The following is a 12,559-nucleotide window of genomic DNA, read 5'->3' as shown; positions in this document are numbered from 1 at the left end:
ATTGCCCGCGGGAAAGCGTGGAACTGTGCGGCGGCGGCACCAATCGTGCCAGCGCCCGGTGCCACCACGCGGGATCACGCATAACAGGAGAATTGGCCCGTGGCTCAGAACGAGGAAACCACACCGAAGAAGCAACGCCGGACAACCAAAAAGACCACGAAGAAGTCAACACGGAAATCAGGCAAAAGCACAAGCGCGCGGGCGGCGAAATCGAAGCCGCAGAATCCCTACGCCGCGTTCGACCGCTCACAGCTGAAAGAGAAACAGCGCGTCTTCCAGCTTGCGAAGTTGCTGGACGTACCGTCGAAGGATTTGGTGGTAGCGCTTTCTGAGATGGGGGTTGTCAAGGTTGCACAGTCTTCGCTCACTAAGGCTGAAAGTGAGCAGCTCCTCGACGCGTTGGCAGCCTCTACTGCCGATGGTACGCAGGGTGAAGCAAGCCGGGCTGCCACGAAGAAGGAAGCCGCGGCAGATGCTGATGAGAAGATTCGCCACCGCGTGCGCAAGGACGTGGAAAACGAAATTCACCAGATCGAGGACAAAGTAGACGCCGAACTCGAAGCGAGCGATCGCAGCAAGCCTGCCGACGATGATGCGCAAGAGCGCAAAGAGGACGACGCTGCACAAGTTCCCCCGGCTAGCGAGGACAGTGCCGAAGCACAGCGGGAAGACGACTCTGGCAAGGGCGAAGAGGCCGCTGACCCATCTGCGACACCGGCACCAGATGATGCACGTCCACTGACCAACATCGAGCCCGAGGTCACCCCGGTCCCTGAGGATGAGCCGGCGACAGGCTACGCACCGATCTTTAAGGCACCGTCCCGATCCCGTCAACGCCGTCGTGCAAGCCGTCCCCAGACGAGCGATACCGCAACTCGTGCAGACGAAGAGCGCAGTGACGAAGAATCCTCGCCGAGTACCGAGGAGCGCCAAGCCCGCCCGCAATCCCGTCGTGGGGGATCTGCTCAGCGGACACGCAACAACCGAAGCCGGGGAGCTGCGCATGACGCCCAAACGCAGGACGCTGGGCACACGGAGCACGCTGGTGACTCGGAGGCCACTGAACTCATCGAAGAACCGAAAGCGATCAAGGGCTCAGCACGTCTTGAGGCGAAGCGGCGTCGGCGCAGCGAGAAGAGCGCAGAGGCCAGAAAGCGCTCCCGCATCGTCAGCCAAGCTGAATTCTTGGCACGCAGGGAATCGGTGGAACGCACCATGGTGGTGCGCGAACGTGAGCGCCACGATGGCCACGGGCGCATCACCCAGGTCGGTGTGCTTGAAGATGGCCTGCTTGTCGAGCACTTTGTCACTTCCGATGAACAGACAACACTGATCGGCAACATCTACCTTGGCCGGGTGCAAAACGTCCTACCGAGCATGGAAGCTGCCTTTATCGACATTGGGCAGGGACGCAACGGCGTGATCTATGCCGGTGAAATTGACTGGAAATCCGCAGGGCTTGGTGGGCGCTCACGCCGCATCGAGCACGCGTTGAAGTCCGGCGACCAGGTAGTCGTGCAGGTAACAAAAGACCCAGTCGGGCACAAGGGTGCTCGCTTGACCACCCAGATCTCGCTTGCCGGCCGATACTTGGTGTACGTCCCCGGCGGGCGCAGCGCAGGTATTTCTCGCAAGCTCCCAGCTCCTGAGCGCAAGCGCCTCAAGGAGATCCTGCACAATGTGGTCCCGGGTACGGGAGGAGCGATCATTCGCACTGCTGCTGAGGGGGCCAGTGAGGAGGCCATCGCCGCAGATGTGCGCCGTCTCCACACGCAGTGGGAAGCAATTCAGGAGCACGCCGAGCGCGAAATCGAGTCGAAGGGTGCACAGCCCGTCACGCTCTATGAAGAGCCGAATCTCCTCGTGAAGGTTGTGCGGGACCTCTTTAATGAGGACTTCACCTCGCTGATTATCGACGGCAAGCGCCCGTACAACATGGTGCACGCGTACGTGGAGTCGGTCGCACCAGATCTGCTGGACAGGGTTGAAAAGTTCAGCACGGAGAAGCACAAGGCAGCAGATGCATTTGGGCTGTATCGGGTAGACGAGCAGCTGCGCAAGGCACTCTCGCAGAAGGTCTGGTTGCCCTCGGGCGGCACGTTGATCATCGAGCACACTGAGGCGTTGACAGTCATTGACGTCAATACCGGCAAGTACACCGGCTCGGGTGGATCACTGGAAGAAACGGTGACGCGGAATAACCTTGAGGCAGCCGAAGAAATCGTGCGTCAGATTCGCCTGCGCGATATTGGCGGCATGATTGTCATCGACTTCATCGATATGATTCTGCCGGAAAACCAGGACCTGGTCTTGCGTCGCCTTAAGGAAGCACTTGGGCGAGATCGAACCCGCCACCAGGTGTCGGAAGTGACGTCACTGGGGCTTGTCCAAATGACGCGGAAGCGCTTGGGGACCGGTCTCTTGGAGACCTTCTCGGAGCCCTGCGAGTGTTGCGAAGGCAGAGGACTCATCCTCCTTGACGACCCCGTTGAGCAAATGCCGGTGCACGAGCAAGGCTCTAGGCCGCAAAACGCCAAGCCTAGGAGGCGCCGTCCTGTCGGCGAGCACCCCGCTGCAAAGGCGATGCACAGCCACAGCCACAGCACACCGATGGCTGATGAAGATATTGAAGAACTCGCTGGGTCCGTCGTCATCGAGGACGACGACGCGGATACACAGGAGGACACGCAGCGCACGAAGCAATCTGAAAAGCCCAGCTCGTCACGGCGACGTGGCCGTCGCGGTGGCGGACGAGGACGTGGACGCGGACGTGATGGGGCCAACGCACACGCTGCTGACTCCGCGCAAGACGCACCATCAAACGCGCAGACCGAAGAGGACTCATCGCGCGATAAGCACGATGGGAATGCTTCTGAAAACGCAACGAGCGGTGACAGCGCTGACACCGGTGGTCGCGATCAGGAGAACGCCGGTGACCGCACGACTCCCAACAAACGGAGAGCCCGCGGCACGCGCGGTGGCAGGGCGCGACGTGCTGTTCGCTCGAACTCGGCCCCGCAGACGGAGGACGTCGAAAAGGGCGCTGGGATAGAAGCGCGCCACGAGCGCGACGCGACGCAGGACTACGAGCAGGCGGTCAAGGAGTTCGAGGACTCTCCCCGTAGGAAGCGACCAACGCGCGGAAATTCGCGCTCGGATCGTCGTCCGCAGCGAGAAGACTTTGTCGTCGAGGAGAAACTGGCAACGACAGATGATCGTCGCAAGGAAACCCCGAATGGCGACAAGCACTCAGGCACGTCGACTGACGGTGACGCTGCGGGCAGCGAAAGTGGTGTAAGCAAGCAGCAGCGCCGGAGTAGCCGCGGTAAGGGTGGTTCTGGCACGTCTGCGCGTCGACGTCGTCGTCGCGCAGTGCGGCGCTCCACGACGCCACAGCCAGAGGCGCAGGCATCGACTGAAAAGAGTGACACCGAGAAGAAGAATGGGAATGGCAGTGCAGCCGCTCGGAGGAAGGCGCAAAAGACCGCAGCGGTTGCCAGCAATAAGCAGCGCGCTGGTGGTGGGCGTCGAGGCCGGCGCCGCGCTTCTCGCAAGGGCGGCGGCGCATAGCACCGAGCCTCGTATCCCTCGCCAAGGACGGTCAGACGTCTCTGGAGGGGGATGGATGGTGAGGCGATTCTTTAAAAGCCATCGCAGTTTGGAGAATCGCCCCACTTCGGTGTAGTCTTTGGCAGTCGCTGTTTTGGGGCGTGCCGCCTCGTTGCCTACGCATGCGGGCACGGCGGGTCTTTCGGGCCCCGAAACGCAGAAAGTTAATGTTCCATACGTCCACCGAAGCATGCCGGAGGACGTGCGAGTAGAGATAAGGGGTAACCCTCTATGTACGCGATCGTCAAGACCGGCGGCAAGCAGTACAAGGTTGCCGAAGGCGACCTCGTAAAGGTCGAGAAGCTGGAGGGTGAAGCAGGCGACAAGGTTGCACTCACCCCGATCCTTCTCGTAGATGGCGCTGACGTGACCGCTGGCGCAGATGCACTGGCCAAGGTAAGCGTTGAGGCCGAGATCGTCGAGCACGGCAAGGGCAAGAAGGTCGACATTCTTAAGTACAAGAACAAGACCGGCTACAAGGTCCGCCAGGGCCACCGTCAGCAGCTGACCACCGTCAAGATCACTGGCATCAAGTAAGACCAACTTCTAAGGAGAAAGAAACATGGCAACTAAGAAGGGTGCATCCAGCTCCTCGAACGGTCGTGACTCTGAGTCGAAGCGCCTCGGTGTGAAGCGCTTCGGTGGTCAGCAGGTCAAGGCCGGTGAAATCCTCGTTCGTCAGCGTGGCACCAAGTTCCACCCGGGCGACAACGTCGGCCGCGGCGGCGACGATACGCTGTTCGCGCTGAAGCCGGGCTCGGTCCAGTTCGGCATCAAGCGGAAGCGTCGCATCGTCAACATTATCCCGGCTGATGGTGAGGGCGTTTCCTCCGAGGTGCTTGAGCAGGCAGAGGCAGCAGGCGTCGTCGAGGACGAAGCTACCGCCTAGCCGGAAGCGCACACCGCGTGTCTTCTACGCCGCGTGCCCCATATCTTTGGGGCCGCGGCGCTTTTTCACGTCTGCGGGCTCGAAGGCGGCCTCGTAGACATTAATCGGCCCGGCTCCTGGAGAAAGAAGCGTGATGAACCCACGATCTCGTAGGGAGAGCCGGGCGACTTCCATGCCGGTAAGTATCGTGCCGTCCGTGAGTTGGACGAGAACGTCGTCTTCGACGCTGTCACCCCTCAAGACGTGTTCGACGTCGTCGATGGTCATCACTGCGTGTGCGGTAAGGTCACCGGCACCAGAGGGACGGTGGTGGAGCACCCAATCAACTGGGTCGGTATGGGAACCGCCTGCAGCTGGGGCTTCATTGAAAGCATCTACAAGATGCTGCATCGAGTCGGAGGATCCGGTGATGGAAACAGTCATCTTGTCACCAACGCGGCGGGTTCGCACCCCATCCTTAGGCACCTTTTTCGGGACGTAGTGTTTCTTAATCCGGCGCGCTGTCCGCTGGACATTTTGTGTATCGCCTGTCGTGCCGCAGAGTGCTTCCCTAAATTGCCAGCGCTTCGTGGGGTCTTCGATGTTGCGGGAAGCCTGCCAGATCGCGGCGAGCGTCTCCACGCTGTGGTTGTTCTCTTCTGCTTTTCTTTTGCTTCGTGCTTGGTAACGCGAATGTGTCTCTTCGTGGAAGAATAATTCGACCAATCGGAGTACATTTGTTGCGTAATCGTTGGGCATGCCGAGCGCAGTAAGTCCATCGTGATTCTGCTGTGTACGTGCGGCCCAGGCAATAATGTCCATGCCGCGGTCTCGTAGGGAAAAGTACTGTTTCAATTGCGTTGTAAAGTCCATAAAACGAAAGATACGTAAATTCTACTGTCGCGTCAAGAGAAAAATACGAAATTTCTAGATTGTGGTGGCGGCAATGGTCGACGCGGCGGCGACGCGTAGAGTGGTCCCGTGTCGAAGCCCTAAAAGGAGAGTCTCACTATGCGCGCAACCCCGAACGATGACCTCGCCCAGATGCTTGCGTCGGTTCCGCCGGGAGAAGCGCTTTTGCTTGCGCCGGGCGACTATCGGGTGGAAACGTTGCTGGTCGAATCCCGTACTTTGCAGGCCGAGAATTCAGAGGTGCGAATTTATGGTCGCATTGTGCTCGCTCGAGGGGCGTCGCTTGTCGGGGTGGCGGTGTTCGGCCCGCGTGGTGGCAACGCCATCATTTGCAACGACGGTCATGCACTGGTGCGTAACTGTCATGTTGAAGTGCCTGATGAGACTGAATTTCCATCGATTGGTGTCAAAGGTGCACAGCTCAAAGTGTGGGACAGCGTAGTCAGAGGCGGGAAAGACAAGAAGGCGGTGCTCGGAATCGAGCATGCGCGATGCGTGATCGAGCGCAGTACGCTGGACAGGCTGGATTTGGAGTCAGGGTCGGAGGGGAACGTCCAGGCGACGGTGGTAGGCACGCTTTTTGTGTCCACTGGCGCAAGGATGCACCTCTTGAACGATGTGACCATTGAGACGCCCACCCTAACTCGGTTAGCGCTCGTCGTGGATGGCGCAACGCTGGATTCGTCAGGTGTGCTGGTGAAAACAGGCAAGCCTGAGATACTTGTGCGAAACGCCAACCTGCGTTTGTCGCAGGTGGTGAGCGACAACGTCGCCACCGTAGTGGTGAAGGCAGAGGGGGAGGCTCACTGTGATGTTGATCCCCGCTCGTGTGTGGTGCACCGTGAAGGCGAGATCACATCTGAAGTGCGATGGCGAACCGCGGATAGTGAAGACTTCGAGCGTGTGGTTGCGCCGATGCTTACATCCGGTGCAACAGTGATACTGGAAGAGGGAAATTATTCAATTGAGTCAGTGCCGAAACACGTCCGCGATTTGACCCTTCGGGGAGCGAAGCGCGACGCCACAGTGCTGGCGATTTCCGGCTCGCTGAATGCAGACAATGGCGGCAGGCTCATCGTCGAAGACATGACGTTGTTACAAGCAGATGGTCATAACGCTTGTAATGTTTTTGAAGGCTCTGAGGCGTATCTCCTGCGTACAAGGGTGGTTAGCGCGCAACGCTTCGGCAAGATTCCGGCGTTATTTGTTCGCAGTGGCCGTCTCTACCTAGATCAGACCATTGTTGAGTCTCCTGCGGGGGTGTCAGACCCTACGGTCGCGGTTTTCGGTGGAGAAGTTTCCACAAGTACATCCTTCCTCGGTTGGGCACAGTTTGTTGATGGGACAGTCGTCGACGTCGACGCATCGTCTGCATACGCTGTGCATGCAGAGGCGTCACGGGTGTCTGGCTCGCTCGCCATTCATCCCTCACTTACAAACCAGCGACAGCTGGTGATTCAGCGTGGGAGCCGTTGCGAATTCTCCCAGCTCACGCTTCTTACGAGCTATGCGGAGTTCTTTGTCGATCACGCCTCCCTGACTGTGGGTGAATCTTGGCTGGTGCAGACAGCAAGCGCAGCAGTCTATGTAGATCAGGGAGAAGTACAGTTCCCTGCTGCGTCGTTCTTTGAACAAGTCGATGGGCAATGGCAATGCGTGCGTGAACCTGTGGACGCTGCGCTGTCTCCCGGTGCCGTGGGCGTCGAGAAAGCGGCAGCGCCGGCACCGTCGCAAAGTGCGCCCGGTGATCCAATGTCGCAGATTCACGAACTCATCGGCCTTGACTCGGTAAAGCGCCAAATCAATGCGTTCATGAACCGTGTGAAGTTTAATCAACGGCGGGCTGAGCTTGGGCTGGCACCTGAGCCGCTGGTGATGCATTCGATGTTCCTCGGTAATCCTGGGACGGGGAAGACTACCGTGGCGCGCTTGCTTGGGCAGGCGCTCTATAGCGCCGGCGCAGTACGAACGGACACGTTTGTCGAGGTTGGAAGGGCTGACCTCGTCTCCGAGTACATTGGGAAAACGGCGCAAAAGACCAACGAGGTGCTTGAGCAGGCACGCGGCGGTGTGCTGTTTATCGATGAGGCCTATGACCTGCACTCGGAAAGCGGGCAGGACTTCGGCAAAGAAGCGGTGACTGCGATCCTGACGTTCATGGAGAACCACCGAGACGACATCGTCATCATTTTCGCAGGTTATCCCGACTTGATGCAGGATTTCCTCGCGATGAACCCGGGATTGAAGTCGCGTATCCCCAACCGCTTCGACTTTGAGGACTATTCTGCGGACGAACTTGCGGCAATCGGCGCGGCGAGCCTGTCGAAGAAGGGCTATACCTTTGACGAGACTGCGTTGCAAGCAGCGATTCGTCGACAGTACCGGCGCTCTGGCGATGGTTCGAACGGCAGGTGGGTGCGTAATTTTGAGGATGCACTCATCGGGGCGATCAGTACCCGACTGGCCCTTACTCACGCCGGCGACTTGTCCCAAGTGACAAACGAGGAGATCACGAGCGTGACCGCCGCAGATATCCGCACAGTCACGGGTGGGGCGGCCAGTGCTGAGCGTGTTGAGTCCCTCTTGGATGAGCTGGAAAACCTTATCGGCTTGGAAGAGGTCAAGCAGTGGGCTGCGGATCTGGTGCAGGTCGCGGAGGCGAACCAGCGGCTCGAAGCGCAGGGTCTACAGGCCTCCACGCCGACGTACCACATGGTGTTTTCTGGCAATCCCGGCACGGGCAAGACAACCGTTGCGCGCATCGTTGCGGAAATTTTCCACGCATTGGGGATTCTGGAGTCGCCCACCGTCAAGGAGGTCACGCGAGCAGACCTCGTTGGCTCTGTCATCGGCGCGACTGAAAAACAGACCACCCGGGCACTCGACGAGGCGATGGGTGGAGTGCTGTTTATCGACGAGGCGTATCAACTCACCAGCGCTGGCAGCGCAAACGATTTTGGCCTGCAGGCCGTTGAGACGCTTCTGCCCAGGCTGGAGAATGACCGGGGTAAATTCATCGCAATTCTCGCCGGATACACCAACGAGATGGAAGCATTCATGGACGCGAACCCTGGATTGCGCTCCCGGATTCCAAACGCGATCGAGTTTCCCGACTACACCCCGCAAGAGGTTGCGCGCATTGTCGCAGAAAGCTTGAGAGCAAGGGGCTGGAGCGTCGATGCGGCACTGCTGGAAGCGACCGTCGTAACGGTGTACGAAGCGCTACCGTCTGCTGAGCGCAGCAACGGACGGTGGGCGCGCAACTTTGCAGACCGGTTGGAACATCGTCATAAGCTCTGGATCGCGCAAACCGATCCAAGCGGTGAAGCGCTGCGCACGATTACGGAGGAAACGGTTCGTATAGTCGGGGAAGAACACGCGCTCTCGGTGGACTAAATCGGAGCCGTTACTTGCTTTGCGGTTCACCCGGTACCCTGCATGTAAGAAACCTTGTTGGAGGTGCCGCACACGTTGTAACGCGTGGGACGCGCACGAGCAGGCGGATCATTTACGAGAGGGAGGCGGGCAAGACCATGGCGCAGTTTGTTGATCGCGCGGTGCTGCATTTGCAAGCAGGTGACGGTGGGCACGGGTGCGTGTCCGTGCACCGCGAAAAGTTCAAGCCACTCGGCGGCCCAGACGGGGGCAACGGTGGGCACGGCGGCGACATTGTTTTGGAAGTGTCGACACAGGTGCACACGCTTCTCGATTTTCAGTACCGACCGCACGTCAAGGCCGGTCGTGGCGGCAACGGCGAGGGTGATCACCGCAACGGGGCTCGTGGTGAGGACCTCATCTTGGAGGTGCCAGTGGGCACCGTGGTACGCAATGAGGACGGCGAGATTCTGGCGGACCTGACGGTGCCTGGTACGAGGTTTATGGCTGCCGAAGGCGGGTACGGCGGGCTGGGCAACGCGGCGCTCGCTACCGCAAAGCGCAAGGCCCCGGGCTTTGCGCTCAAGGGCGAGCCAGGTGAGGCGCACGACCTCATCCTGGAGCTGAAGTCTATGGCTGACGTGGGGCTCGTCGGTTTCCCGTCGGCAGGTAAGTCCTCGCTCATCTCGGTCCTGTCTGCAGCGAAACCGAAGATTGCGGATTACCCATTTACTACGCTTGCTCCGAACCTGGGCGTTGTGGACGTGGGCGACGACACGTTTACGGTTGCCGATGTCCCCGGGTTGATTCCGGGGGCAAGCCAAGGCAAGGGCCTGGGGCTCGACTTCTTGCGGCACATTGAGCGCACCGCTGTGCTTGTCCATGTTGTTGATGTGGCGTCGATTGAACCCGGCCGAGACCCGATCTCTGACGTGGAGGCGTTGGAAGCGGAGCTGGATAGTTACGCGGATGCACTCGACCACGACTCGGGCCTCGGGGATCTGCGTGAGCGGCCGCGCATCATTGTGCTGAACAAAATGGATATCCCGGAAGCGGCAGAGCTCGCCGAGTTTCTCCTCGAAGACATTAAGGAGCGATTCGGGTGGCCCGTTTTCCAGATTTCGACGGCGACCCGTGCGGGCTTGGAAGAGCTCAAATGGGCGATGTGGAATGTCGTCGAGCAAACCCGCAAGTCGCAGCGGAAGGCGAAGAAGTCCGCTGCAACTGTCGAGCAGCAAGAGATCATTCGCCCGCGCGGTGTGTCGCGCAAGGGTCGTAAAGGTAAGGCAGACAGCGGCATTGTGGTCGAGCGCGACCCGATGTATCCCGAAGGCTGGATCGTCACTGGCGAGAAAGCAGAGCGCTGGATCCGCCAGACCGACTTCGAAAACGATGAAGCGGTCGGATATCTCTCGGATCGTCTGGAAAGGGCCGGCGTCGAGGACGAACTCAGGCGGATCGGCGCGCAAGAGGGCGATACCGTCACCATCGGAGACATTTCCTTCGATTGGGAGCCGATGCGTGGCGGGGACCCGACGCTTGCAGGCCGCGGCGCGGACGCCCGCCTGTACGACACAAACCGAATCTCTGCCGCGGAACGCAAGCGTGCCTCGCAGGCGCGGCGTGGCCTCATCGATGAGTTTGATTACGGCGACGGAGAAGAAGCGGAGCGCAAGCGCTGGGAGGGCTAGACTGAATCCTTATGCCTGCTGCCTTAACGCCTGACCTTTCCGAATCCCAGCTTCGCGCGCACATTGCGAGCGCGCGAAGGATTGTGGTCAAGATCGGGTCGAGCTCGCTGGTCAATGCGGACTCGTCCGTCAGCCCTGAAAAGATTGATGCGCTTGTCGACGCCATGCATGCACGGATGAGCGCAGGCACCGACATCATCGTTGTCTCATCTGGTTCAATCGCTGCCGGTATGGCACCGCTGGGGTTGTCGCAGCGTCCGCGAGATTTGGCAACGAAGCAGGCGGCTTCCGCAACTGGCCAAGTTCACCTTGCGCAAGCGTGGGGTGCGTCGTTTGCTCGCTATGACCGGACGGCTGGGCAGGTGCTTCTGACACAGGCCGATGCTGGTGTGCGTGAACGGGCCCGGAACGCACAGCGCACGATTGACAGGCTGCGCCAGTTGGGAGCTGTGCCGATTGTGAACGAGAACGATACGGTTGCTACTTCGGAAATGCGTTTCGGGGACAACGACCGACTGTCGGCAATCGTGGCAACGCTGACTGCTGCCGATGCGCTCGTGCTGCTCTCGGATGTGGACGGGTTGTACGACCGAAATCCTGCAGACCCGACAGCACGCATGCTCACCGAGGTGCGCAGTGGACACGACCTCGAAGGGGTCGCAGCCGGCGATGGTGGCGTGTTCGGCACCGGCGGGATGGCGGCTAAAGTGTCGGCGGCGCGGTTGGCGACGCGTGGTGGGGTACCGGTGCTGTTGACGTCGGCAAGCAATATTGCCCAAGCGCTGGGCAGCGCCGACTGTGGCACCGTGTTTCACACGCGACCGGCGTCGCAGCTTCGTGCCTGGAAGTTTTGGGCGCTCTACGCCGCGGATGCGGAGGGGGTCCTGCGGCTGGACGCGGGAGCTGTTGAGGCGGTGACTCGCGGCGGGACGAGTCTGCTCGCGGTGGGGATTACCAGCGTCGAAGGCGAATTTCATGCCGGCGACATCGTGGAGATTCTCGGCCCGGACTCTGAAGTGATTGGCCGAGGTGAGGTCGCCTACGACGCGACTGAGCTTGCCGATATGTGTGGCAAGCACACATCAGAGCTTGCGGAAGATAAACGGCGCCCGGTTGTGCACGCGGATTACCTATCTCATTACGCGAGCCGATTGTAACGACTACGGTGGGGGCATGAAGTTTGCTTTTCTTCCTTCCCCGTGGGAGGCCTCGGTCGCTGATCTTCAAGCGGCAGGCCACGAAATGGTTGACCTTGAGCAGAACCCGGACATGCTTGTGTTCCGTGGCGGCCCGAAAGATTTTCCGGACACACTGCCGGAGAGCGTGAAGGTCGTGCAGATCGGCTACGCCGGTATTGAGATGCTCCTGGACGCCGGGATTCTGGCCAAGCATGCGGCGCGTGGAGTCCGCTTTGCTAACGCAGCAGGAATCTACGACGACACCGTGGCCGAGTCGACGCTTGGTCTGTTGCTCGCGGTGTCGCACCGGCACAAAGCGGTGCGACGCGAATGGAACCAAAGCCAGCTCTTCGATGAGACTGAGTTCCTCTTCGACAATAAAAAGCTGGCACTGATCGGTGCTGGCGGCATTGGCAAGAAGCTGATCGAGTTCCTCGCCCCGTTCGGGGTTGAGGTCACTGCGGTGAACCGTTCTGGGCGCGAGGTAAAGGGCGCGGTGCAAACTGTCGCGATGTCCGATGCTGAAGCGATGGCGCAGGTGTGGGCCAACAACGAGTACTTTGTCCTGCTCGCGCCGCTGACACCGGACACGAAGCACCTCGTGAACGCTGAGGTACTTGCGGCGATGCCGTCGAACGCGGTGATCGTGAACGTCGGGCGCGGCGGCCTCATCGACACCGAGGCGCTGACGGACGCGCTGCGTCATGGCACCATTGCGGGGGCGGGCTTGGACGTGACAGAGCCCGAGCCGCTGCCTGCCGATCACCCGCTGTGGGACATGGACACGGTCGTGATTACGCCGCACACTGCCAACATTCCGCGGTTCATGGAGCGACGCGTGGGCGCGCTCGCGGTGAAGAACTGGGAGAAGTTTGCCAGCGGTGAGCAAATGCACACCGAAGTCGACGTGGACGCGGGGTACTAAC

At 60.1% G+C, this 12,559-nt stretch carries 8 protein-coding genes; 7 read left to right on the top strand and 1 reads right to left on the bottom strand.

The window, feature by feature from the left end:
• Positions 1-99 precede the first annotated feature (99 nt).
• From CIMIT_RS09105 to rpmA, 3 genes are all read left to right on the top strand, one after another.
• Positions 100-3,570, top strand: a complete 3,471-nt coding sequence (locus CIMIT_RS09105) for a translation initiation factor IF-2 N-terminal domain-containing protein (RefSeq protein WP_051904920.1) — start codon at positions 100-102, stop codon at positions 3,568-3,570.
• A 270-nt stretch (positions 3,571-3,840) separates the two neighbouring features.
• Positions 3,841-4,146: a 50S ribosomal protein L21 gene (gene rplU, locus CIMIT_RS09100; RefSeq protein WP_038592021.1), complete on the top strand. Its 306-nt coding sequence runs from the start codon at positions 3,841-3,843 to the stop codon at positions 4,144-4,146.
• Positions 4,147-4,171: 25 nt separating this feature from the next.
• Entirely contained in the window at positions 4,172-4,498 is a 327-nt protein-coding gene (gene rpmA, locus CIMIT_RS09095; RefSeq protein WP_038592018.1) for a 50S ribosomal protein L27, read from the top strand.
• 24 nt (positions 4,499-4,522) lie between these two features.
• Here rpmA and CIMIT_RS09090 read toward each other — a convergent pair whose 3' ends face one another.
• Entirely contained in the window at positions 4,523-5,350 is an 828-nt protein-coding gene (locus CIMIT_RS09090) for a hypothetical protein (RefSeq protein ID WP_038592015.1), read from the bottom strand.
• 138 nt (positions 5,351-5,488) lie between these two features.
• Between CIMIT_RS09090 and CIMIT_RS12185 the strand changes: the two genes are divergently transcribed.
• The 4 genes from CIMIT_RS12185 to CIMIT_RS09070 all read left to right on the top strand — a co-directional run bounded on the left by CIMIT_RS12185 (position 5,489) and on the right by CIMIT_RS09070 (position 12,558).
• The gene (locus tag CIMIT_RS12185) at positions 5,489-8,785 is read left to right on the top strand and encodes an AAA family ATPase (protein ID WP_051904919.1); all 3,297 of its coding nucleotides are present in this window, start codon (positions 5,489-5,491) and stop codon (positions 8,783-8,785) included.
• Positions 8,786-8,922: 137 nt separating this feature from the next.
• Positions 8,923-10,455, top strand: coding sequence for a GTPase ObgE (gene obgE, locus CIMIT_RS09080; RefSeq protein ID WP_038592013.1), 1,533 nt, complete (start codon positions 8,923-8,925; stop codon positions 10,453-10,455).
• A gap of 11 nt (positions 10,456-10,466) precedes the next feature.
• Entirely contained in the window at positions 10,467-11,612 is a 1,146-nt protein-coding gene (gene proB / locus CIMIT_RS09075; protein ID WP_038592010.1) for a glutamate 5-kinase, read from the top strand.
• Between the two features lie 16 nt (positions 11,613-11,628).
• The gene (locus CIMIT_RS09070; RefSeq protein ID WP_038592007.1) at positions 11,629-12,558 is read left to right on the top strand and encodes a D-isomer specific 2-hydroxyacid dehydrogenase family protein; all 930 of its coding nucleotides are present in this window, start codon (positions 11,629-11,631) and stop codon (positions 12,556-12,558) included.
• The last annotated feature ends 1 nt before the right edge of the window (position 12,559 follow it).

The organism is Corynebacterium imitans (assembly GCF_000739455.1).
GTDB lineage: Bacteria > Actinomycetota > Actinomycetes > Mycobacteriales > Mycobacteriaceae > Corynebacterium > Corynebacterium imitans.
Note: the sequence above shows the minus strand (reverse complement) of the source record. Positions and strands in the feature narration are given on the sequence as shown.

Coding starts and splice junctions, on each gene's coding strand:
- rplU (WP_038592021.1), top strand. CDS start 3,841: ATGTACGCGATCGTCAAGACCGGCGGCAAGCAGTACAAGGTTGCCGAA.
- rpmA (WP_038592018.1), top strand. CDS start 4,172: ATGGCAACTAAGAAGGGTGCATCCAGCTCCTCGAACGGTCGTGACTCT.
- CIMIT_RS09090 (WP_038592015.1), bottom strand. CDS start 5,350: ATGGACTTTACAACGCAATTGAAACAGTACTTTTCCCTACGAGACCGC.
- CIMIT_RS12185 (WP_051904919.1), top strand. CDS start 5,489: ATGCGCGCAACCCCGAACGATGACCTCGCCCAGATGCTTGCGTCGGTT.
- obgE (WP_038592013.1), top strand. CDS start 8,923: ATGGCGCAGTTTGTTGATCGCGCGGTGCTGCATTTGCAAGCAGGTGAC.
- proB (WP_038592010.1), top strand. CDS start 10,467: ATGCCTGCTGCCTTAACGCCTGACCTTTCCGAATCCCAGCTTCGCGCG.
- CIMIT_RS09070 (WP_038592007.1), top strand. CDS start 11,629: ATGAAGTTTGCTTTTCTTCCTTCCCCGTGGGAGGCCTCGGTCGCTGAT.